This window comes from Xanthomonas sp. NCPPB 3583 (genome assembly GCF_041475715.2).
GTDB lineage: Bacteria > Pseudomonadota > Gammaproteobacteria > Xanthomonadales > Xanthomonadaceae > Xanthomonas > Xanthomonas euvesicatoria.
In genome coordinates this window covers 3,440,155-3,462,942 of the sequence record NZ_CM191263.1, presented here as the reverse complement: position 1 = coordinate 3,462,942, position 22,788 = coordinate 3,440,155, and the positions used below count along the sequence as shown (strand labels likewise).

The 22,788-nt window shown below is 63.6% G+C and carries 18 protein-coding genes and 1 riboswitch; of the genes, 7 read left to right on the top strand and 11 right to left on the bottom strand.

Translation table 11 applies throughout. The features are described 5' to 3' along the window. Positions 1–61: 61 nt before the first annotated feature. Positions 62–301: a hypothetical protein gene (locus ACCQ07_RS15105; RefSeq protein WP_156202010.1), complete on the bottom strand. Its 240-nt coding sequence runs from the start codon at positions 299–301 to the stop codon at positions 62–64. A 362-nt stretch (positions 302–663) separates the two neighbouring features. Between ACCQ07_RS15105 and ACCQ07_RS15100 the strand changes: the two genes are divergently transcribed. Beyond that, on the top strand, positions 664–1,131 hold the full coding sequence (locus tag ACCQ07_RS15100; RefSeq protein WP_008572071.1) for a hypothetical protein: 468 nt from the start codon (positions 664–666) through the stop codon (positions 1,129–1,131). 622 nt (positions 1,132–1,753) lie between these two features. Here the strand turns inward: ACCQ07_RS15100 and ACCQ07_RS15095 are convergent. Next, complete coding sequence (locus ACCQ07_RS15095; protein WP_011348211.1) at positions 1,754–3,133, bottom strand: serine hydrolase domain-containing protein; 1,380 nt, start codon at positions 3,131–3,133, stop codon at positions 1,754–1,756. 333 nt (positions 3,134–3,466) lie between these two features. Between ACCQ07_RS15095 and ACCQ07_RS15090 the strand changes: the two genes are divergently transcribed. Both ACCQ07_RS15090 and ACCQ07_RS15085 read left to right on the top strand, forming a co-directional pair. Continuing rightward, positions 3,467–4,828, top strand: coding sequence for an NTP/NDP exchange transporter (locus ACCQ07_RS15090; RefSeq protein ID WP_011348210.1), 1,362 nt, complete (start codon positions 3,467–3,469; stop codon positions 4,826–4,828). 179 nt (positions 4,829–5,007) lie between these two features. Beyond that, positions 5,008–5,361: a DUF1304 domain-containing protein gene (locus tag ACCQ07_RS15085; protein ID WP_011348209.1), complete on the top strand. Its 354-nt coding sequence runs from the start codon at positions 5,008–5,010 to the stop codon at positions 5,359–5,361. Positions 5,362–5,651: 290 nt separating this feature from the next. On the opposite strand, the gene ACCQ07_RS15080 is transcribed toward ACCQ07_RS15085, so the two are convergent. Continuing rightward, positions 5,652–8,126 (bottom strand): acyl-CoA dehydrogenase, encoded by a 2,475-nt coding sequence (locus ACCQ07_RS15080; RefSeq protein ID WP_008572075.1) that lies wholly within the window; start codon positions 8,124–8,126, stop codon positions 5,652–5,654. Continuing rightward, positions 8,123–9,046: an alpha/beta fold hydrolase gene (locus ACCQ07_RS15075; protein ID WP_065627447.1), complete on the bottom strand. Its 924-nt coding sequence runs from the start codon at positions 9,044–9,046 to the stop codon at positions 8,123–8,125. Before ACCQ07_RS15075 ends, ACCQ07_RS15080 begins: the two co-directional genes overlap by 4 nt. 136 nt (positions 9,047–9,182) lie before the next feature. On the opposite strand from ACCQ07_RS15075, the gene ACCQ07_RS15070 reads away from it, so the two are divergent. Next, complete coding sequence (locus ACCQ07_RS15070; protein ID WP_071118556.1) at positions 9,183–9,809, top strand: TetR/AcrR family transcriptional regulator; 627 nt, start codon at positions 9,183–9,185, stop codon at positions 9,807–9,809. 96 nt (positions 9,810–9,905) lie between these two features. On the opposite strand, the gene ACCQ07_RS15065 is transcribed toward ACCQ07_RS15070, so the two are convergent. The 3 genes from ACCQ07_RS15065 to hslO form a co-directional block, all read right to left on the bottom strand. Beyond that, on the bottom strand, positions 9,906–12,758 hold the full coding sequence (locus ACCQ07_RS15065) for a TonB-dependent receptor domain-containing protein (protein WP_071118557.1): 2,853 nt from the start codon (positions 12,756–12,758) through the stop codon (positions 9,906–9,908). A gap of 242 nt (positions 12,759–13,000) precedes the next feature. Next, the gene (locus ACCQ07_RS15060) at positions 13,001–13,834 is read right to left on the bottom strand and encodes an XOO1806 family protein (RefSeq protein ID WP_029819951.1); all 834 of its coding nucleotides are present in this window, start codon (positions 13,832–13,834) and stop codon (positions 13,001–13,003) included. Positions 13,835–13,987: 153 nt separating this feature from the next. Further along, positions 13,988–14,878, bottom strand: a complete 891-nt coding sequence (gene hslO, locus ACCQ07_RS15055; protein ID WP_372363423.1) for an Hsp33 family molecular chaperone HslO — start codon at positions 14,876–14,878, stop codon at positions 13,988–13,990. 74 nt (positions 14,879–14,952) lie between these two features. Between hslO and mtgA the strand changes: the two genes are divergently transcribed. The 3 genes from mtgA to ACCQ07_RS15040 are packed head-to-tail and all read left to right on the top strand — an operon-like array spanning position 14,953 to position 17,130. Next, positions 14,953–15,699: a monofunctional biosynthetic peptidoglycan transglycosylase gene (mtgA, locus tag ACCQ07_RS15050; protein WP_008572081.1), complete on the top strand. Its 747-nt coding sequence runs from the start codon at positions 14,953–14,955 to the stop codon at positions 15,697–15,699. Continuing rightward, positions 15,696–16,742, top strand: a complete 1,047-nt coding sequence (locus tag ACCQ07_RS15045) for a glycosyltransferase family 2 protein (RefSeq protein WP_008572082.1) — start codon at positions 15,696–15,698, stop codon at positions 16,740–16,742. Before mtgA ends, ACCQ07_RS15045 begins: the two co-directional genes overlap by 4 nt. Next, positions 16,702–17,130 (top strand): CBS domain-containing protein, encoded by a 429-nt coding sequence (locus tag ACCQ07_RS15040; protein ID WP_014090742.1) that lies wholly within the window; start codon positions 16,702–16,704, stop codon positions 17,128–17,130. Before ACCQ07_RS15045 ends, ACCQ07_RS15040 begins: the two co-directional genes overlap by 41 nt. Positions 17,131–17,142: 12 nt before the next feature. Here ACCQ07_RS15040 and ACCQ07_RS15035 read toward each other — a convergent pair whose 3' ends face one another. From ACCQ07_RS15035 to ACCQ07_RS15020, 4 genes are all read right to left on the bottom strand, one after another. Further along, entirely contained in the window at positions 17,143–19,098 is a 1,956-nt protein-coding gene (locus ACCQ07_RS15035; RefSeq protein ID WP_136732813.1) for an AsmA family protein, read from the bottom strand. Positions 19,099–19,156: 58 nt separating this feature from the next. Further along, positions 19,157–19,801: a PAQR family membrane homeostasis protein TrhA gene (gene trhA / locus ACCQ07_RS15030; RefSeq protein WP_008572085.1), complete on the bottom strand. Its 645-nt coding sequence runs from the start codon at positions 19,799–19,801 to the stop codon at positions 19,157–19,159. A 75-nt stretch (positions 19,802–19,876) separates the two neighbouring features. After that, the gene (locus ACCQ07_RS15025; RefSeq protein WP_008572087.1) at positions 19,877–21,481 is read right to left on the bottom strand and encodes a peptide chain release factor 3; all 1,605 of its coding nucleotides are present in this window, start codon (positions 21,479–21,481) and stop codon (positions 19,877–19,879) included. Between the two features lie 138 nt (positions 21,482–21,619). Then, positions 21,620–22,525, bottom strand: a complete 906-nt coding sequence (locus ACCQ07_RS15020) for a M23 family metallopeptidase (protein WP_014090740.1) — start codon at positions 22,523–22,525, stop codon at positions 21,620–21,622. A gap of 127 nt (positions 22,526–22,652) precedes the next feature. Continuing rightward, positions 22,653–22,773: riboswitch (SAM riboswitch) on the top strand. Positions 22,774–22,788: the final 15 nt, after the last annotated feature.

Below are 22,788 nucleotides of genomic sequence, written 5' to 3'. Positions count from 1 at the left end.
GTCGGTGCGCGCGGGTGCGTGCATGACGCTCTAGGCGCTCAATAAGTTTGCGCATTTCTGCTCATGCGACGCCGGAAGTGCAGCCGTTGGATAAAAAATTTTCAGCTGGCGGACAGGCGGCAAGCAATGCCATCGCATCGGCTTGACCGCCGTGCCGTCCAAGCGCCCAGGCAGGCACGCAAACGCGCGACACAAAAAAAACAGCGGAAAAGAAGCGCTTTTTTGAAAACGCTGTTGGGCGAGCGCGCTTCTCGCTTGGACGAGTATGTGCAGACGCGGGGTGATTGGCTGGCGTGGACATGGCACGCAGCGATGGTGGGCAAAAAAAAAATTGCAAAAGAGTGTTGACAGTAAAAAAAAGCGTGATTAGGTTTCGCCCAGCAGACATTGCTGCGGAAGAGAGTGAGCAGAATCGACATCGCGCCGACAAGCTTGTTCCGGATGTCCACCGAAGCGCTAATCACGGTGGAGTCGGGTCCGCTTCTCTCCAAGAAAGCAGTTGTCGTTCCGACTACGCACCCGTGTCGCCGTTCGATGCGGGTGTTTCTGTATCCGTTCCGTCGCGCATCATCTGCGGACGGTTCCCGACGACGGCATGCCGTCGCGGGGTTTGGTTCAACTGGGCGTTTCACCTCCATAGTTCACTGACGAGGAGCCAATTACATGGCCACTGCAAAAGCTGCGAAAAAGAAACCCACTGCCAAAAAGGCAGTGAAGAAGACTGCCGCCAAGAAGGCAGTCAAGAAGGTCGCCAAAAAGGCAACCGCCAAGAAGGCAGTGAAGAAGACTGCTGCCAAGAAGGCCGTCAAGAAGACTGCAAAGAAGGCAACCGCCAAGAAGGCAGTCAAGAAGACTGCGAAGAAGGCAACCAAGAAGACTGCCGCCAAGAAGGCAGTGAAGAAGACTGCAAAGAAGGCGACCAAGAAGACAGCCGCCAAGAAGACCGCCAAGAAGGCCGTCAAGAAGACCGCCAAAAAGGCAGTCGCGAAGAAGGCGACCAAGAAGTCCGCCACCAAGAAGAGCGCTGCCAAGAAGCCCGCCGTGAAGAAGGTCGCCAAGAAGAAGCCGGCCGTTCGCAAGAAGAAGGCCGCTCCGGTCGCGCTGCCCGCAACCCCGGCACCGCTGATCTGATCTTGTAATACCCGATCGCCGTAAACATCGAGCTCTCTCCCCGACGCCCAGCGGGGAGGGAGCTTTTTTATGTGCCTGGCACTGGCGTGGTCGGTGCCAGGCTGCGCGTTGCCAGTCTGCAAACGGTGTAGCTGTTGCGGCCGAGCAACGTCGCTGATTCAAGTTCGCGGCATCGAGGCGCCAGACGCGCATGCCGGTCGGCAGTGCAGACGTCGCCGCGCGATCATTCTGGCTCTGCCGGCCAACCTGGACAGTTGTCGGTCCTTCGCGCGAGGGCACGACAGCACGCCGCCGCTGCCTGACTTGATGGTGGGCCGGCAATGCAGCAGGTCGCAGAGCAAGATCATGCGGCGGACCAAGCCAGGAGATTCCAGAGCCAACCGTTCGGGCTCGCCACGTCGGCACGCCGAACAGATCGGCTCAGTCTCAGCGTTGGTGGCAATGGGCGTTACGCCAGCCAAAGAATTCGGGCATAGCGTGCAATCACGGCCTTGCTCTTGCGCGCCCGGCAGGCATGCCATCGGCGAGCCGCCCAACGCGCATTGGAAACACAGAAACAGCAAAGGCGGCCGAAGCCGCCTTTGCCTACGTCACCGACACGAGGTCAGTGCACGACGTCCACTCAGCGCGGCGAAGCCACCGACTTGCCGGAAGACGCGCCCTTGCCAGCCGGGTCGGGCTTTTCTGCCAGCATGTTTTCGCTGCCGAAGTCGCCATCCACATCGATGTCCAGCCAGCGCTTGGCCGGCAGGCCAAGCGCGCGGTCCAGGATGGTCGGCAGCATGCCCGAGGGCAGGCCGCTTTCGCCGTTCCACAGGATCGCAACACCCAGGTCGCGCTCCGGCAGCAGTGCGACCAAGCCGCGATAACCCTGCACCGCGCCGGCATGGAACACCACTTGATGGCCGGCGTAGTCGAACACGCGCCAGCCCAGCGCATAGCTGGCCGCATCCACGCGCTCGTGGCGCCAGCCCGAACGCATTTCGCCCGGCGTGGAGATCAGCGGCGCGTGCAGCGTCGCCAGCAGCGGTGCAGGCAGCACGTCGGTGCGATGGCCGGTGTGCGCGAGCAGCCACTGCGCCATGTCGCTGGCGCTGGCGTTGACGCCCGCAGCGGGCGCCAGGCGGTAGTAGGTGGGCTTGGGCGTCAGCGACACCCAACCATTGCGGCTACGCACGTGCGGACGTGCCCAGTGCGGGCTGGCCTGGATACCGGCCAGACCCATGCTGGCGTCGTTCATGCCCAGCGGCTTGAAGATGCGGCGCTCCACCGATTGCTCGTAGAAGCTGCCCGATGCGGCGAACACGACATCGCCAACCAGGCTGAAGGCGACGTTTTGATACGCGTAGCAATCGCCCGGTGCGCAACGCAGCGGCGCAGCAGCCAGCTTATGGCTGAGCGAGTAGTAATCGACGTTGGATTCGATATCGCGGTCGTAGGCGTTGCGGGTCAGGCCGACGCGATGGCTGAGCACTTCGGCCACGGTGAGTTGACGGGTGGCGGCGTTGTCGCTGAGCTGGAAGCCCGGCACATAGTCGACCACCTTGCTGTCCCAGCGCAGCACGCCATCGTTGACCAGCAGGCCGGCCATGGTGCCGGCGAAGGCTTTGGACAGCGAAGCCAGGCGAAACACCGTGTGGCCATCGACCGGCTGCGGATGATTGACATCGGTGACGCCATAGCCGCGCGCGCTGAGCACCTTGCCGCCCTGCACGATGGCCATCGCCATGCCGGGCACCCGGTTGCCGTAGGTCAGCTGGTCCGCCATCGATTCGAATGCCGCCACATCGAAACCGGCAGCAGGTGCCAACACTTGGTTGGCCGGCAGCGAGGTGCGATAGGGCAGCGGTGCGGTGGGCGACTGCGCCACGGTGGCCGCCTGCAATGCAGTAGCGGTGAGCGCGGGTGTCTGCGCGGTGGAAGAGAGGGCCAGGGGCAACAACGCCCCGAACAGCCCGATAGCCAACGGTCGGAACCGTCGGCGCGTGCGCATTTCTGTCATGGTTGTCCCGCCTGTTCCGCTGCCTCCGGCGATTCTAGCGCCGCGCTTTGCAATAGCACAAACTGCCGGAAGATGAATGGGCATCGCATTGATCCTATTGATGATTTTAGATTCAGAATTCGAGTAGTCCGGTGCCGCCGAAGCGTTGCCACGCGCTGGTGCGATACAAGAAGCAAGCAGCGTGCCGGCGCGGAGGGCACCCGGGCCGCAGGCTCCTGCGACTGGTCGCTGGTGGCGCTGCCTCGCATCGGCTAACTTGCGCGCTTCTTTCACAGGTGCTGCCGTTGCCATGTTTTTTCTGTCGGGCCCGCCTGTGCGAGCGGCCGTTACCCCATGACCAGCCCCTCTGCGCCGCGATCTGCGGCTGGCCGTTTGAGCGCGGCACTGCGTAGCTCGCCACCATTGGCGTGGTCGTTTCTTTACTTTTTCTGTCTGCTCAGCGGTTACTACGTGTTGCGCCCGGTGCGCGAAGCGATGGGCGCCTCGGCCGACGTAGAGGCGCTCTTTCCCACTGGCATGATCGCGTTCTTCGCCGCGCACGGTGTGCCCTTGAAGGACTTCACGCTGCAGGTGCTGTTTACCTGCACCTTCCTGATCATGGTGCTGCTGCAACCGGTCTACGGCGCTTTGGTCAGCCGCTATCCGCGGCGGGTGTTCCTGCCGGGGGTGTATGGCTTCTTCATCGCCACCCTGCTGCTGTTCTACGTGCTGTTCGACACCGGCGTGCCGGGCCGTGGCATGGCGTTCTTTTTGTGGGTGACCGTCTTCAACCTGTTTGCGGTGGCGGTGTTCTGGAGTTTCATGGCCGATGTCTTCAGCAATGCCCAAGCGCGCAGCTACTACGGCTATATCGGCGCGGCAGGCACGCTGGGTGCGTTTCTGGGCCCGGTCCTGACGCGCGTACTGGTCGAACGTATCGGCATCGCACATCTGATGTTGGTGTCGGCCGGGTTCCTGGCGGTATGCGTGCTCTGCGTGCTGCGCTTGCGGCTGTGGGCCGTTGCGCGCGAACAGGAGGGCCAGCTGAGCTCCGGCGAAGTGCCCATGGGCGGCGATGTGCTCGGCGGCCTCAAGCTGATCGTGCGTGAACCGCTGTTGCGCTGGCTGGCCTTCATGGTGTTGTTCGGCGTGGGCGTGGGGACCTTGCTCTACAACGAACAGGCGGCGCTGGTGCGGCGGCTTTACACCGATGCAGCGGCGGCCACCGCCTATTACTCCAGCATCGACCTGGCGATCAATGCGCTCGCGCTGGTGCTGCAGCTGCTGGTGACGCGCGCGTTGCTGTCGCGCTTTGGTATCGCGCCGGCGTTGTTGATCCCGGGTGTGGCCATCATGCTGGGCTATGCGGCGTTGGCGGCGTCGCCGTTGCCACTAATGATTGCGATCGTGCAGGTGATTACCCGCTCCAGCGAATTCGCACTGGCCAAGCCCGCGCGCGAAACGCTGTACACACGGGTAAATCGCGAGTGGCGCTACAAGGCCGGCGCCGCGATCGATACGGTGGTTTATCGCGGTGGCGATCTCACCTTCGTTTGGGTGCACAAGCTGGTCTCTGCGTTCGGCTCCAGCGCGGTGTTCGGCGTCGGCCTGGTCGTGGCGACCGGCATGACGGTCGGTGCGTTCGGCCTGTTGCGGCAAGCGCGCAAGCTACCCGCCGAGCGCGACGTGGAGACGGACAAGCGCGTTTCCGACTAAGCACCGCGACAGCACATGCGCAGATGCAGCTTGGCGCTCGGCATCGACCAGGCAGGGGGCCTGCGTCTCACACTGGCAGCGCCAGAAGCGCAGGCGCCAGCCCGGTAGTGCAGGTGTGCCGAACAGAACGACCGCAATCGCGGCTATGCTGGCGGCACCATTTTCCGAGGCGGTCTGCCATGTCCCTGTTCGCCATCATTGCCGGCCTGTGCATCGCACTGCTGCACGTCTACATCCTGGTATTGGAAATGGTGCTGTGGACGCACCCGCTGGGTTTGAAGACCTTCCGCAATAGCCTCGAAAAGGCGCAGGCCACCCGCGTGCTCGCGGCCAACCAGGGGCTTTACAACGGCTTTCTGGCCGCTGGCCTGTTTTGGGGCGCACTGGCCGCCCGCGCCGACGTGCTGAGCTTCTTCCTGGTCTGCGTGGTCGTGGCAGGTTGCTACGGCGCCTATAGCGTCAACCGCCGTATCTTCTTCGTGCAGGCGCTGCCGGCGTTGATCGCCTTGGCGCTGGTGTGGCTGCCGTTCTGATCCGGTTGCGGCAGTTGTCCGCTGCACGCAGGAGTGGGGCACTGCTGCGATGAGCTCTTCGTAGCCTCAGTGCCTGACTGCCTCAAGTGCACGACTTGCGCGCGCGTTCGGCCCCTGACACCCGCTCATTCGATGGCCGCCAACTGCGTGGCGTCGCTCACACATGCGTGCTGTCGAAAACTGCAGCTGATCAGGTCTGCAGGCAGCATGCCGGAGACAACACCCATCTCCACAAACAACAACGGCGGGCCGAAGCCCGCCGTCGTCCATTCTCGCCCAAGCTTGACGCCTTACGCGGCTTCGCGCGGCTGTTGCGCCTGCGGCTTGTCGTAGAAGCTGGCCGCACGCAACTCATGCGGATCGAAGTCGTCCACGGTGATGGTGTCCATCATGATCTCGCGCAGCTCTTCCAGCAGCTTGCGCTCTTCCAAGCTGATCACGCCTTCGGCCACGGCTTCGTCCAGCTGCGCCGGGAAATCCAGCGCTTCGATGCCCTTGGTCTTGAGCGCCTTCAGGAACTTGCGCTCCACCGGCTCGGCCATCACCGCCTTGGTCAGGTAGCTGGCGATACGACCGCCCGGATTGTTGGCGCACGGCGTCAGGAACACGCCCTTGGCCAGACGGTCACGCGCCTCGTTGGGCGTCATCAACAGCGAAGCAACGCGATGGCCGAGGCGATCGCCAGGCGCTTCGGCGCGACGGCCGAGCGGGAAGATCAACACCCACATCAACCAGCCCACCGGGCGGATCGGGAAGTTGCGTAGCGCCGCCGACAGCGCGGTTTCGATCTTGTGCACGCTGTCGTGGAAAGCCCAGGCCAGCAGCGGCTGGTCGCTCGCCGGCGCGCCTTCGTCGTGATAACGCTTGAGGATCGCGCTGGTCATGTAGATATGGCTCAGCACATCGCCCAGGCGACCGGACAGCGACTCCTTGAACTTCAACTTGCCGCCCAGCATCAGCATCGACACGTCTGCCATCAAGGCCAGATTGGCCGAATAGCGATCCAGCTTGCGGAAGAACCGACGGGTATACGCATCGCCCGGCGCCGCACCGATGCGCGCACCGGTCAGACCGAACCAGAACGAGCGCACGGCGTTGGAAATACCGAAGCGGATATGACCGAACAGGCTCTGGTCGAACTGCTCCAGGCCACGACGGGTATCGGGATCCTGTGCGGCCTGCATCTCCTTCAACACCCACGGATGGCACAGGATGGCGCCCTGGCCGAAGATCAGCAGGCTGCGGGTCATGATGTTGGCGCCTTCCACGGTCACGCCGATCGGCGCGGCCTGCCAGGCGCGGCCTGCAAAGTTGCGCGGCCCCAGGATGATGCCCTTGCCGCCGATCACGTCCATCATGTCGCTGACCACTTCGCGGCCCATGGTGGTGCAGTGGTACTTGGCGATCGCCGACGGCACCGACGGCACGTCGCCGCGATCCACCGCCGCGGCCGTGGCCTGCGACAGCGCACTGATCGCATAGGCCTTGCCGCCGATCCGGGCCAGCGCTTCTTCCACGCCCTCGAAACGACCCACCGACAACCCGAACTGCTTGCGGATACGCGCATACGCACCGGTGACCACCGCCGCGGCCTTGCTGCCGCCACTGGCGGTGGAGGGCAGGGTGATCGAGCGACCGACAGCCAGACACTCGTTGAGCATGTTCCAGCCCTTGCCCACCATCTCCACGCCACCGATCAGCTGGCTCAGCGGGATGAACACTTCTTCGCCATGGATCGGGCCGTTCTGGAACGGCGAATTCAGCGGGAAGTGGCGACGGCCGATTTCCACGCCCGGGGTTTCGCGCGGCAGCAGCGCCAGGGTGATGCCGATGTCCTTCTTGTCGCCGATCAGGCCATCCGGATCGTAGGCGCGGAACGCCAGGCCGATCAGCGAGGCGACCGGTGCCAGGGTGATATAGCGCTTGTCGAAGGTCAGCTTGACGCCCAGCACATTGGCGCCATTCCACTCGCCCTTGCAGACGATGCCGTAGTCCGGAATCGAGGTGGCATCGGAGCCGGCGAACGGACCGGTCAGGCCGAAGCACGGCACTTCCGCACCGACCGCCAACCGCGGCAGGTAATAGTCCTTCTGTTCCGGCGTGCCGTAGTGCAGCAGCAGCTCACCGGGGCCGAGCGAGTTGGGCACGCCCACGGTGGAGCTGACCACGCTGGAGATCGAGGACAGCTTCTGGATCACCTTGTGGTGCGCCAGCGCGCTGAAACCCAGGCCGCCGTACTGCTTGGGAATGATCATGCCGAAGAACTTGTTCTTCTTGATGAAATCCCACAGCTCCGGCGGCAGGTCGGCGTGGACGTGGGTGATTTCCCAGTCGTTGATCATCTTGCACAACTCTTCCACCGGGCCATCCAGGAAGGCCTGCTCTTCGGCGGTCAGTTGCGGCTTGGGATAGTTCAGCAGCTTCTGCCAATCCGGGTCACCGGTGAACAGCTCGCCTTCGAAACCGACCGAGCCGGTCTCCAGGGCAATGCGCTCGGTCTGCGACAGCGGCGGCAGCACCTTGCGGAAGAAGCCCATCAGCGGCGTGGTCAGCAGCGGCTTGCGCAGGAACGGCAGCAGCACCGGTGCGGACACCAGCACCACCAGCGCGGCGGCCACGAGGGTGGCGGTGAGATTGGCACCCAGCAGCCAGCACGCCACCAGCACACAGGCGCTGATCGCAACCCACGTGGCAAGGCGCATCCGGTGATAGGCAGCGATACCCGCCGCCAGGATGACGAGGAGGAACGGTGCAATGATGCTCATGGTCTTGCTCCAGTGACATGCTCGGTAGTGTTGGACGCTGCGATGGTGCAAGCCGCCGGCAGTGCGTCCAGATAATGCAACACGGTGGCGGTAAACGTGGTGTTGTCGTCGCCTGCCAGCATGTGCGTGGCATCGGGCAGATGCACGTGCTGCGCATGCGGCGCGATGGAGAGGAATTCGGCGATGTTGGCTGGCGTCACAAGATCGCTGCGTCCGCCGCTGATGAGCAGCATCGGGCAACGCACCTGTGCTGCCGCCTCCAGCAATGCATGCTGCTGGAGCTGGGCGTCCTGGCCGGCGAGCTCGTCGACCAGGCGCGGATCCCAGTGCCAATGCCAACGCCCGTCGGCACGCTGCCGCAGCAATGCCTGCAGTTGCCCCGGCGTTTTGCGCGGCCGATGCGGCAGGTAGACGGCAATCGCATCGGCGGCCGCATCCAGCGATGCAAAGCCGTCCGGATGCGCGGTCATGAAGCGCAGGATGCGCTCCACACCCGTGGTGTCCCAGCGTGGCGTGATGTCAACCAGCACGATGGCACGAAACAGGCCGGGCCAGCGCGCTTCGGCCAGTAGCCCGAACAAGCCCCCCATCGACGCAGCAACCAGCACCGGTGGCTCGGGCTGCTCGCCGGCCAGCACGATCAGATCGTCGGTGAACTGCGTTGCCGAGTAGGGGTGATCCGCCGCATTGGCGCTGGAATCGCCATGCCCGCGCGCGTCGTACGACAGGGTGCGGTAGCCCCTGTCAGCCAGCGTCGCGGCAGTGGCGTCCCAGGCATGTCGGGTCTGTCCAAAGCCATGCGCGAACAGTACCGACGGCGCGTGTTCGGCACCCCGCATCGACACCGCGAGCACTGCGTCGCCAGCGTTGACGCTGGACAGGGACGCAGTGGAGGCGAGGCTAGCGGGTGAGATGACCATACTTAATGGTATGGATGCACGATGGCGACTGTCAATACTCAATCGTATGGACGGTTAAGCCACTGAATCATGGCGCTGATATGTCAATTTCGTGATGCATACTGCAACTGACACAAGCGTATGGTTAAATCGCGGCATGAACGACACCATCGACTCCAGCCTCACCACGCCCCGCGCCAGCTCCGGTCGCGGCAATCGCCTCAGCGCGGACGATTGGGCACAGGCCGCGCTCGACCTGATCGCCGAACAAGGGGTGGGCGCGGTTGCAGTCGAGCCGCTGGCGCGCCGGCTCGGCGTCACCAAAGGCAGCTTCTACTGGCACTTCCCCTCGCGCGACGCTCTGCTGCAGGCGGCCCTTGAGCGCTGGGAAATCTTCGAGCAAAAAGAAGTGTTCGGCAGCCTGGAAGACGTACCCGACCCCAGCGCTCGCCTGCGCGCGTTGTTTCAGCTGGTTGCCCACGAAGTCAAACCGCACGTCATCTATAGCGAACTGCTCAAGGCACTCGACCACCCGGCCGTGCGCCCGGTCATCGACCGCGTTTCGCAACGTCGCCTCGATTACCTGATCGCCTCGTTCCGCCAGGCCGGCCTGACCCGCACCGACGCCCAGCACCGCGCACGCCTGGCCTACGCCGCCTATGTCGGCTTCCTGCAACTCTCGCTGCAATTGCAACAGCCCAAGCCGGCCCGGGAAGATTTCGAAGCCTACGTCGAGCATGTGATCCAGACGTTGATTCCGGGGGGAGCTATTGGGCGTGCGTAGCAGCGCCAGCGAGATGTTTGAGAGTGAGGACCAACGAAAAGGCCGCGATTCTTTCGAATCGCGGCCTTTTGATTACTGACTTTTCTAAATCAATTATCAGAACTTCTGGGTGTAGCGCATGTAATAGAAGCGACCCGGGATTTCGTACTGCGGATCGAAGCTATTTGCAAACGCCGTAGCAGATTGCGGCGGATCCCGATCAAACGCGTTGTTGACGCCGACCGTGACACGCGCATTCCATGGAGCCTTCCAGTACGCACTGATATCGGTATAGGTCACGCTCGGGATGTGGTTGCGAGGTGCTGCACCTGCACTGGTGACACGATTCGGATCCGAGCAGAGCAGGCCGATGTTGACCGGGTTGCTGACGTTGGCGCCGATGCAGTTTTCGACCTGCGAGCTGTAGTAACGCATCGCCACAGAGCTGCCGATGTCGCCCAATTCCCAGTTGGCCATCAGGTTAGAGCGGATGCGCCAGTTATTGTCCTGCGCCGAGCCGCCCCGATACAGGCCAACGCGGGTTTCCGGATCCTGAAGCGGCTTCTCAACCACGAACTTGCTGAGGTAGGTCGAATCCCACACGAAACTGAAATTGCCCCAGGCCGTATCGGGCAGGCGGTAACCAATCGTCAGGTCGTAGCCTTCTGCTTCGATCCTGGCGATGTTGTTCGGGACCGCCAGCAGGTTCGAAATTTCACCGGTGGCTTCACGCTGGATGAGAGAGCAGGCGTTCGCCACGCCAGCCAAGTAGCAGCTGTTGAGCGTTTCCTGCACGGTTTGAGTGTCGATCGCATCTTCGATCTGAATGTTCCACCAATCGAGCGAAACATCCAGGCCGGTCACCCAGCCCGGGCTGAAAACGAAGCCCAACGTCTTGGAGGTGGACGTTTCAGGCTTCAAACGCTGGTTGCCACCAGTCGCGGTACGGACCTGCGGGTTCGCCTGCGCGTAGGCCGGCACCGAGCCGCAAGACCCAGGACGCGAGGTATTCACTGCGCCAGTATCGTACGAGCCTGCGCAAGGATCGCGGACGTCCTCGAACGTATCGCTGACGCCCTGGAACAGTTCGCTGATCGAAGGTGCACGGAAGCCTTGCGACCAGTTACCGCGGATCATCAAGTCAGTGATCGGCTTCCAGCGGAAACCGAACTTGCTGTTGGTGGTGTCGCCGAAGTTGCTGTAGTCCGAATAACGGGTAGCCAGGCTGAAATCCAGCAGCTGAGCGCCCGGCAGATCGGCGAGAAGCGGCACGGCCAATTCAAGATAGGCTTCGTCGAGCTTGTAACCACCACTGGTGGCGGTGCGCGCGTTGCCGGTGGTATCGCCGGAATTGATCAGCGCATCCGGATCGTCGAAACCGGATTCTTCGCGGTGCTCGACACCCAGCGAGAAAGCGAACGCGCCTCCCTGCATATCGAAGAGTTCGCCGCCGACGTTGCCGTAGTAGGTCTTCTGCTCGTAGCCATAAAGGTCATGGGCATTGAAGCCGGCATACCGCAGCATTTCCGGAGTGAGCGACCCGGGCCCGTGGAGCATGTCCATCGGGACGCAGCCATCGATGGTGTTTGCTGCAGTGCCGCAGCGCGCTGCACCGGAGGCGTCGATGAACGACGGACCGAGGGCGTTACGCAGCGCAGAAATATTGAACAGGCCGGTGGTGCGCTCGGTCTGGTCGTTCTTGCCGTAGAACATGCCTGCTTCCCAACTGAAGAAGCGCTGGCCAACTTCAAAGTCGCCTTCGAATGCACCGTTGAAGCCGAACGTTTTTACGTTCTGGGTGAAGATACGGCCGCCGGTTTCCTCGGCGCGATACTGGATGTAGTCGATATCGCGGCCGGTGTTGTTGTAGATGTTTGCAGCCGAAATGACGATGTCAGCACCGTTGGTGCCGGGCGCCGAACGACCGAGAACGATCGGCATCGGTGCAAGCACCTGCGTCGATTCGCGTTCGTTATAAGTAACAGTCGTCTTGAAACGGACATTGTCGGTGATCGACAGGCCAGCGTCAGCGAAGACCGACTTGCGCTCCTGCGGCGTCACCAAGTAGTTCGCGGGTGCGAAGTTGTAGCTGTCGGCCGCGGTGTAGTTGCGCGAGGTGGTGCCACCATCGGTGGTGATCGAGAAGCCGGGCGTGCCATTGAAGCGGGTTGAGCCGAATGTCGGTGCGCCGGTAGTCGGGTCCGGACCAGTCGATCCGAAAATGCCAAAACGTCCACCCGGAATGGTCGTGCTGTTGCCGGTACGGGGCACAGCGCCAAACACCGGGACGGAGGAGATCTCGCGATTGCCTGCCCAAACCGGCTCTTCCTTGACGTAACCCACGCCCAGGGTGGCGTGCCAACGGTCGCCGGTCGAGCCAATCGTGAAGTCGTAGGATTCGCGGCTGCCATCACCCTTGTCGTACTGACCAAAATAGGCGTTGGCTTCCGCGCCATCGAAATTCTGGCGCAGGATGATGTTGACGACGCCGGCGATGGCGTCCGAACCATAGATGGTGGAGGCGCCGTCCTTCAGGACTTCGATGCGCTCGACGGCAGCAGTCGGAATCGTGTTGAGGTCGACCGCGCCGCCCAGGCCCGTGCCACCAACCCAGCGGCGACCATTGACCAGCACCAGGGTGCGGTTGGAGCCGAGGTTGCGCAGGTTGACGCGGGTTTCGCCGTTGCCACCATTGTTGACGTTAGTGTTGAGCGCGGAACCATTGGTTGCGATGTTCTGGATCACATCGCCGATCGAGGTCAAGCCCTGCGACTCGATCTGCTGACGGCTCATGCTGAAGACCGGCTGCGATGTTTCGACGTCGGCGCGCTTAATGCGCGAACCCGTCACTTCGATCTTGTCGAGGTTGGTGGTGCCGGCTTCCTGGGCGATGGCGGTGCCGGTACCGCCCACACCCACGACGAGCGCGAGGACAACTGCATCGCGCAGCTTGTTGGACTTGCAATTCATTAGCTCTCTCTCCAAGTGATCTTGGGTACTGCCAAGGGTTGTTTGCCTGCCGGGGGTTCCGAAAAAAGCGGATCCAAAACGTCAGGGTGAACCGATGGTATATGCGTTGCGAGAGAAATTAAAGTCCCGTTAACGAAAAAGAAGAAGGTTGTGAAAGTGGCAGCCGGGCGCGTGATCCGCAACGAAAAACGCCACCGGCTGCGGGCCGATGGCGTTATGAGAATTGCTATGGAATCAGTGGGTTACAGGTCCTGCTCGTATCTGACGTACGGAACCGTACCGTCGCTGTTGCTCTCGTTACTCGGTGCGAACGGGTTCTTGCCGCGGGAAATGACGTTCTCGGCGCCAACGGTGAGTTGGCCGCTCCAGGGGGTGCGCCACGTCAGGCCCAGGCCCAGGCCTTCCCACTTTTCGGGCTGGCCCGGGACATCGACGACGCGACCAATGACATTTGCGCTAAAGGCACCGTAGCCGCCGCCAACGCTCAAGGTCTTGCTGTCCCACTGGTCGGCAATGGCCGGGGACACGTCGGCCAGCGGGACCAGGCGTGCGCGAGCATACGTGCCGCCGATCGAAACAAAGCCTTCGCGGCCGATGTTCTTCTGCCCGAAGACGGTTAGGTCGTTTTGCTCGACCCGCGTCAGCGGGGCCTTGCCTGCACCGATCAGCCAGGCGGGCAGGGTGTCGCGGCCAGTGCCGGCAGTGACGCCCACCCGGCCAGTGCCGCGATTGAAGCCCAGCGTGCCGGACACGCGGCGCGAGGCAGCCGCGCTGTCTTCTTCGTCATCGCCGATGCCTGCAAGCAGGCAGTGGCTGGCAAGACCGCTGATGTTGGTGCCGCGGCTGCTGTTGCAGAGCAGGCCAAGCGAGTCGCCGGAGCTCAGGCCAAACGCCGCATCGAGCGAGTTGCGGCCGAAATGCCAGCGTGCACCGGCTTTCTGCTCACCGGTCGGCTCCAGGTACAGAAAGGCTTCCACCTTGCCGCTGCCCTTGTTCCACACCGGCAGGATCGTGCTTTCGCGCAACTGTTGCGCCGACTGCGCATGCACGCCTGTGGCCGCCGCGAGGGCAACCATCAAAGCTAGCGGGAGGCGCAGGAGGTATCGCATACCAGAGGTCAGACCCAGGGGCAGTTGTTAAGTTCCCGAGAGCGGGCAAGTAGGATGCTAGGGTGTTTATGATTATTTAACAAGTGGTCGCGTGCCCCCAGAACGCAACCGTCATCCTATCTATTGCAACCTTTCCGGCGCTTCCTGCGAGGGCTGCGCCGCGTTGAAAAGTACGTCCAGCGCGGTCAACGGAAAGTGATACTCACGACCGCAGAATTCGCAGCGCACCTCGACTTCGCCAGTAGCCTCGGCGGCCGCGCGCGCCTCCTCTTCGCCCAGCGATTGCAGCATCGAGGCAACCCGCTCGCGCGAACAGGAGCAGCCGAAGCTGAGTGGCTTGCTGCCGAGCAACTGCGGCGCTTCTTCGTGGAACAGGCGATGCAGCAGGTCCTGGCCGGCGACCGAGAGCAGCTCCGGTGCGCCCAGGGTGTCGAACAGGGCCCCGATGCGGGTCCAGCCATCGTTATCGCCGTCATCGCCGGGGAGCTTCTGCAGCAGCAGGCCGGCGGCCTGATCCGGGCCAGCGGCCAGCAGCAAGCGCGTCGGCAACTGCTCGGACTGCTGGAAATAGGTTTCGAAGGCTTCGGCCAGATCAGGTGCCTGCATGCCGACCAGACTCTGGTAGCGCTGCGGCTCGCGCGGGTCCAGGCCGGGGTTCTCGATGGTGATCGCCAGCAGCGCGGCCTCGCCCAGTTCGCGCAGGTCGGTCGGCGCATCCGCATCCTCGGCCAGCTGCACGATGCCGCGCAAGGTGCCGGCGGCGGTGCATTCGGCAAACAGGGTGCGCAAGATGTCGTTGCCGCGCAGTTGCACCGACAGGCGCCCGTCGACCTTGGTGTGGCCGGTGAACAGTGCAGCGGCCACCGCAGCTTCGCCGAGCAGCTGGCGCGCGGCGGGTGGGTAGGCGGCGGCACCCTGGATGTCGTGCCAGGCCTTGGTCAGGCGCACATGGACGCCGCGCACGCCGGCGGCGGGCAGCAGGAAACGGGAAAGCTGATCGTGATCGGTCATGGAAACATCGGGCGTAAGGGACGCGGGTTGCCGGATAATGCGGCAGGCATCGGGATTGAAGGTCGTAGCGAACAATGGGGACGGATGCATGGGATGGCAAGCAGGCGGCGCCACCGCGGCGCGCGCGGCGCTGGTTGCGCTGGCTGATGGCGGCACCGCTGCTGTTTGCAGCGGCGAGCGTGCTGCAGGTGCTGATCTTGCGGGTGGTCGATCCGCCGATCAGCAGCATGATGGTGGGGCGTTACCTGGAAGCCTGGGGCGAGGGCGACTGGCGTTTTTCGCTGCATCAGCAGTGGCGTGATTACGACAAGATCGCCGCAAGCCTGCCGATTTCGGTGGTGGCTGCGGAGGATCAGCAGTTTCCGATGCACCACGGTTTTGACTTGCAGGCGATCGAGAAGGCGCGCGATCACAATGCCCGCGGTGGACGCGTGCGCGGCGCCAGCACCATCAGTCAGCAGGTCGCCAAGAATGTGTTCCTGTGGCAGGGCCGCAGCTGGGTGCGCAAGGGTCTGGAAGCCTGGTACACAGTGTTGATCGAGCTGTTCTGGCCGAAGCAACGCATCCTGGAGATGTATCTCAACGTGGCCGAGTTCGGCGACGGGGTGTATGGCGCGCAGGCGGCTGCACAGCAGTTCTGGAGCAAGGATGCGGCAGGCTTGTCGCCAAGCGAATCGGCACGCCTGGCAGCGGTGTTGCCATCGCCACGGCGCTATGACGCGCGTCGTCCTGGTGCATTCGTGCAGCGGCGTGCGACGTGGATCCAGCGGCAGGCGCGCCAGTTGGGCGGCCCTGCCTATCTGCAGGGGCCATCACGGTGAGCACGATCGAGACTGCGCAACTGCCGCCGGCACCCGAACGCCTGACGGTGCTCATCGCGGCCTTCAATGAAGAAACCAGCATTCCGCTGCTGCATCCGCGCCTGTGCGCGGTGTTGGCGCAGCTGCCCGGACTTCAGACGCACGTGCTGTATGTCGACGACGGCAGCACCGATGGCACCTGGGAGGTGTTGCATGCGCTGACCGAAGCGGATGCGCAGGTGAGTGCGGTGCGGTTGTCGCGCAATTTCGGCAAGGAAGTGGCGATTTCTGCCGGACTGGACCACGTGCTCCCGGGTGCGGTGGTGTTGCTCGATGCCGATGGCCAGGATCCGCCGGAGCTGATCCCGGAATTCGTTGCGCTATGGCGTGGCGGCTACGACAACATCTTCGGTACGCGGGTCATTCGCGAGGGCGAGAGTTGGCTCAAGCGTAGCGCTGCGCACGCGTTTTATCGGGTGATCCGGCGCTTGTCGCGTACCCCGATTCCTGCCGATACCGGCGATTTCCGCTTGCTGTCGCCGCGTGTCGTGCAAGCCTTGCAGCAGCTGCGCGAGCGCCACCGTTTCATGAAGGGGCTCTTCGGCTGGGTCGGGTTTCGCCAGGTAGCGCTGCCGTATCGGCGTGAGCCGCGTCTGTCTGGGCACAGCAAGTTCACGGTATGGCGGCTGTGGAATTTCGCGCTCGATGGCATTACCAGTTTTTCCACGGTGCCGCTGCGCGCGGCAACATATCTGGGCCTGCTGACCGCGGTGCTGGCGTTCCTGTTCGGCGCGTGGGTCGTCATCAAGGCTGCGCTGATGGGCGACCCAGTGGCCGGGTGGCCGACGCTGATGTCGGTGATCCTGTTTCTGGGGGGCGTTCAGCTGATTGCCCTGGGCCTGATTGGCGAATACCTGGGCCGCCTGTACGACGAGGCCAAGCAGCGCCCGCTGTATCTGGTCGATACCCACCGCGGCGCGGTGGGAGTAGTCTGCGATCACCAGACCAAGCGCGGAGCGGGCCATGCAGACCGTACGACAGCTGTTGGGGACCAAGCAGGTTGAGGTATTTGCGGTTGCCGCCGATGCCGCGGTGATCGAGGCGATTCGCCTGATGGCCGAGAAGGCCATCGGCGCGGTCCTGGTGATGGAAGGGACGCGCTTGGTCGGTATCGTTTCCGAGCGCGATTACGCACGCAAGGTGGTACTGCGCGATCGCGCGTCTTCCACGACCAGCGTCGCCGAGATCATGAGCGCCGAGGTTGTGACAGTGACGCCGTCGGACACGGTGGAGCGCTGCATGCAACTCATGACCGACGGACGCTTTCGCCATCTGCCGGTGGTCGAAAACGGCCGCGTGCAAGGCGTGATTTCGATCGGCGACCTGGTCAAGGCGGTGATCGAAGCGCAGCGGCAGGATATCGACCAGCTGCAGCGTTACATCGCCAGCTGACGCTGCGCTGCCTTACTGCGCGTACTTGCCGCCGCAATCGCTGTCCTTGCCCGGGCCTGGTTCGAAGGTCGCAAGCAGGGCAGCGGGCGGTGCGATGCTGCCGAGCGCGACCGCGATCGCGCCGCGCACGCCCAACGCCTTGAAGTCGGGGCGGAAGCTTGGGTCCTTGAAGGTGCCGCCGATCCGCAGCGGCGAGCGCAGGCTGAGGATGCTGCGATCTTTCGGGCGCGGGCGCAGCAGCAGATCGAGCGTTTCGTTCTTGAGGCTGATGTTGCCTTCGCCGACGATGATGGTGTCGGTGCTATCGAAGGCCAGTGCCCGCGACTGCATCAGCCCGTCCTGCACGCCGAAGTCGCCGAAGATGCAGCGCACAGGGATCTGCCGGTCCTTGGTGAGCAGGTATTTCAGCGATTCTGCGATGTCCAGGCCGGCCAGCTCCATGATCAGGTTGCCGACATGGCCGCGGCCCATGCCGACGCCGATGCTGCCATCGGCGCTGCCGAGCATCGCGGCGATGGAGTTGCCGCGGCCCCGCAGATCCAGCTCGCCGCCGATCGCGCCCGAGGCCTGCTTGGCGAGCGCGGCATCGGGAAACAGCTGATCCAGACGAATGCCGCGAATGCTGGCCTTCAGTTGGGTGGTGATGACTGCATTGCGCGCATCCATGCCGATGGTGGAGCGGATGTCGCCGCCGGCAACGCCGAAGTTCAATGGGTCCAACCGCAGCAAGCCGTCTTTCAAAGTCAGCGCGGCATCCATGTCGTCCAGTGGCCAGGACGGCGCGTTGATGCGCTGCGCACGCCAACGGACCTGGGCATCCATCGCACGTAACTTGGACAAGTCGTAAGGCGTTGCCGGTAGAACGCGAGGGCTGGCGGCAAGCTGCGCGGCCTGCCTTTTCTGCTCGGCGTTTGCCGATTCGTTGGTTCCGGTCTTTGGGGGCGCGCCGACGAACCCGGCCAGATCGTCGAAATCCAGCCGCTTGGACGCCAGGTCTGCGCGCAGGAACGGGCGCTTGTTGCGCAGGTCGATCTCTGCAGTGCCGGAAAGATCGCTGTCACCGGCAGTGCCGGTGAACTTTTCATAGCGCCAGACATCGCCGTCACGGCGCAGGCGGCCGTCCAGCTTGTAAGGCGGCGTGGAGGGCATCGCGACGCCGATCAGCGGGTACAGGTCTTCCATATCCTGCCCGCTGAGCGCCATCTGCAGGTCGAACACCCGGAACTGAAACGGATTGGTCAAGGTGCCGCGCACGTGCGTCCGCGTGGCGCCGGCGCTGCCGCGCAGATCGATGCGGAAGGGGTGTTCGGTCTGGCTCAATTCCAGTGGCGAGGCGGTATTGCCCTTGAGCGAGAACGGGTAGCCTTTCCAGCGACCCTTGCCATCGATGCCGATCGGCGCAGCGCGCTGGTCGCTGCTGGGCGGCGCCAGGCTGTTGATCGCCACATCCACGTCCGAGCGGCTGGCATCGTCGATATATTGCAGCCGCCCGTTGTTCACCAACAGGCGGCCCAGGCGCGGCATGCTGCCGTCGCCATCGCTCTGGTCGAAGACCCAGTTACCCGGATGGCTGTCGTTGCCGGCTTCCAGCAACAGGGTGGGGTGCTCCAGCCGGATCTCCGGCAGCCGCAGACTGCCGCGCAGCAATGGCCAGAATTCGACATCGATCTCGGCCGCGTTCATTTCTGCCATCGCGCCGCGCTTGGACCACGATGCATTGCCCAAGCTCAATCGCTCGCCGCGTACCGTGGTGATACGGCCCAGATCGACATCCAGATGGCCCAGATGAAATTCGCGCCCGGTCTTCGCGCTGACCGCGCGTTCGACCGGCCCGCGTAACCAGTTCCAGTCGAACAGCAGGACGAAGATCGTTATGAGGACAGCAACGATGCCGAGCCCGATCCACCAGCGGCGACGGCGCGAGACGCGGGCGGGCGAATGAGCGGGAGAGGAGGGCACGTTGTTCACGTGCGCAATGGTTGGCGATGGCTCGTGCACGGCGCGCGAACGCGCTGTCGGTCACAGATCACATCACCTGCGCGGTCACCGCAACGAAGTGGCAAGCGCTACCGGCGAGCACGAACAGATGCCAGATGGCATGGAAGTAACGCTGGGTGTCGCGCTGATAGAAATACGTGCCCAAGGTGTAGAAGAGCCCGCCAGCCAGCAGCCAGCACAGCGACCAGGTGTCGACAGAGCGCAGCAGCGGCTCGATGGCCACGATGATCAGCCAGCCCATCGCCAGATACAGCACCGTCGAGAGCAATCGAAAGCGACCGGTAAAAAACAGTTTGAAGATCACCCCGGCGGCGGCGATCGTCCAGATGGCGGCGAATAATCCCCAGCCCCAGGGGCCGCGCAGATTGATCAACGTAAACGGTGTGTAGGTGCCGGCGATCAGCAGATAGATCGCGCAATGATCGAGCACCTGCAGGCGCGCCTTGGCGCCCGGATGCGGAATGGCATGGAACAGCGTGGAGGCGACGTAGAGCAATACCAGCGTGGCACTGAACACGATGGCGGTGGCCAGTTGCCAGCCATCGCCATAGATGGCGGCCAGCGTGATCAGCACCGAACCACCAGCCAGTGCGGCAACCGCACCCAGGCCGTGCGTGACGGCACTGGCGATTTCGTCGCGCAGGTCGGTCGAGGGGGAGGCGTCTGCGTTCATGCCAAAAAGGTACCGCAATTGCGAGCAATTCGCATCGCCAGCGGTACCGCACGCTTGCCGCAGGTCATGTGCAGGTCAATCGATCGCCTTGACATGCGCATGTTCGCGGGTGGCCGAAAAGCGCACATCCGGCGCGCGTTCCTGTGCCAGCTGCAGATTCACGCGAGTCGGTGCCAGGTACACCAGCTGGCCGGCCGCGTCGATGCCCAGGTTGCCGGCATTTTTTTCGCGAAATTCTTCCAGCTTCTTGGGATTGTCGCAGTGCACCCAGCGTGCAGTGGTGACGCTCACCGGCTCGAAGATCGCATCCACGCCGTATTCGTCCTTGAGCCGGTACGCGACCACGTCGAACTGCAATACACCGACCGCGCCCAGGATCAGGTCGTTGCTCATCAACGGGCGGAAGAATTGCGTGGCGCCTTCTTCGGACAGCTGCGCCAGGCCCTTCTGCAATTGCTTGAGCTTGAGCGGATCGCGCAGGCGCGCGCGGCGGAACAGTTCCGGCGCGAAGTTGGGAATGCCGGTGAACGACAGCGATTCGCCTTCGGTGAAGGTATCGCCGATGGAAATGGTGCCGTGGTTATGGATGCCGATGACATCGCCCGGCCACGCTTCTGCGGCGATCTCGCGATCGGACGCCATGAAGGTCAGTGCATTGGCCAATTTGACGTCCTTGCCGCTGCGCACATGCAGCGTCTTCATGCCGGCAGTGAACTTGCCAGAGCACACGCGCATGAAGGCCACGCGGTCGCGATGCTGCGGATCCATGTTGGCCTGAATCTTGAACACGAAGCCGCTCAATTTGGCTTCGGTCGGCTCCACGCGGCGGCCGGTGGTTTCGCGCGCCTGCGGCGGCGGTGCGTGTTCGACGAAGAAATCCAGCAACGGTTGCACGCCGAAATTGTTGACGCCCGAACCGAAGAACACCGGGGTCTGCTGGCCGGCGCGGTACGCGTCAAGATCGAACGGGTTGCTGGCACCTTGCACCAGTTCCAGCTCCTCGCGCAGCTCGGCCAGCATCTGCTCGCCGATCTTTTCGACCAGGCCGGGCGCCTCCAGCGAGGGGAAGATGGTGGAATCCTGACGGGTGAAATTGCGCCCCTGTTCGTACAGATGCACTTCGCCGGAGATCAGGTGCACCACGCCCTTGAGGCGCTGGCCCATGCCGATCGGCCAGGTGACCGGTGCGCACTGGATGCCGAGCACGGTTTCCACTTCATCCAGCAGATCGATCGGGTTCTTGCCCTCGCGATCGAGCTTGTTGATGAAGGTCATGATGGGCGTGTCGCGCAGCCGGCAGACTTCCATCAGTTTGATGGTGCGTTCTTCCACGCCCTTGGCCACGTCGATGACCATCAGCGCCGAGTCCACCGCGGTGAGCACGCGGTAGGTATCCTCGCCGAAGTCGGCGTGGCCGGGCGTGTCGAGTAGGTTGACGATCTTGCCCTCGTACGGGAACTGCATCACCGAGGAGGTCACCGAGATGCCGCGCTCTTTTTCCAGCGCCATCCAGTCCGAGGTGGCATGGCGTGCGGCCTTGCGGCCCTTCACCGAGCCGGCCATCTGGATCGCGCCGCCGAACAGCAACAGCTTTTCGGTCAGCGTGGTCTTGCCGGCATCTGGATGGGAAATGATGGCGAAGGTGCGCCGGCGCGCGGCTTCGTTGGAGACTTCGGACATGGGCGGGGCGCGCGCCCGGTCGGACGCCTGCGGAAACTGAGGAAGCCGATGATTATAGCGGCTTCGCTGCGACACGCTTTTGCGGCAGGGGTTGGGCTCGGCGATTTGGGCGGCGGACGTCGGTCAAGCCTGCGCCGGTCAGGGCGCCGGCGAGGGAAACCGCAGCTCGCCCTGCGGGCCGAGCATGCGGAACGGCAACGAGAGCAACTGCATGTCGGCATTGCGCTGGATTGCAAAATGCAGATGCGGCGCGGTGCTGAAGCCGGTATTGCCTGAGGCGCCAAGCCGTTCGCCGGTGCGCACCGCCTGGCCAGGTCGCACCGCCACGCCGTCGGGCGCCAAGTGGGCGTACAGGGCCATGCTGCCGTCGGCATGCAGGACGCGCACCAGGTTGCCGCCGCCAGCGGCGGGGTCGCTTGGGGTGCTGTCGAGGACATCGCGCTGCACTTCCATGACCACGCCCTCGCGCGCTGCCAGCACCGGCGTGCCCTGCGGCATGGCGAAGTCCACCGCATACCAGTTGGGCGGATCGGCGTGGCTGAACTGCCCGCCAAAGCCCTGCGCCACCTGCACCGGCACGTTGTGGAATGGCAATTGATAGCGCACAGGCTGCGGGGCGGCCCTCGGATCGCCCGGCACCACCTCGAGCGTGAGGCCGAAACCGCCCAGGGTGCGCTGATTGCTGGCTGGATACAGCCGGGTCACGAGGCGGCGCTCGTGGGCGGCCAACTCGAGCGTCAGCGGTAATTGCGGCACGGCGCGGTAATCCTCGCTGGGCGGTGCGCTCAGGCGCAGTTGCGCAGGCCCGGCCAGTGGATTGGTGACCCAGGCCAGATACACCGGTGCCTGCCATTCCAGTTGCAGCGAGGCGCCAGTGCCTGTGGCTGTCGTCGCGGGTTGTGCGCCAGGTGCCTGGGGCGAGTGCTTTGCAGCGCCGGGCCAGTGCCAAGGCTGTTGTGCGTGTGCCGCAGGTACCCAGGCCGGCAGCAGGACGCATGCCGCGATCAGGGCGGGCAGGGCAGTACGAGACACGTGGTAGGGCACGCCATCGACTCGAGCAAGGGGGCGCAAGTATGCGGCCCAGCATCGACCCGAGTGGTAACGGATGAAAATATATCTTTCCATCCGTATGAAGAGATTGACATCGCAAAATTCCGGTGGCATCTTAGCCTCACCATCGAGACCGGCGGAGGGACAGGCCCTTTGATGCCGGGGCAGCCAGCGGAGCGCGCAAGCGTCCGCGTTTGGTGCCAAATCCTGCGGGGACCTCCGCGTCCGCCGAAAGATGGTTCGAATCGTGCCTTGCG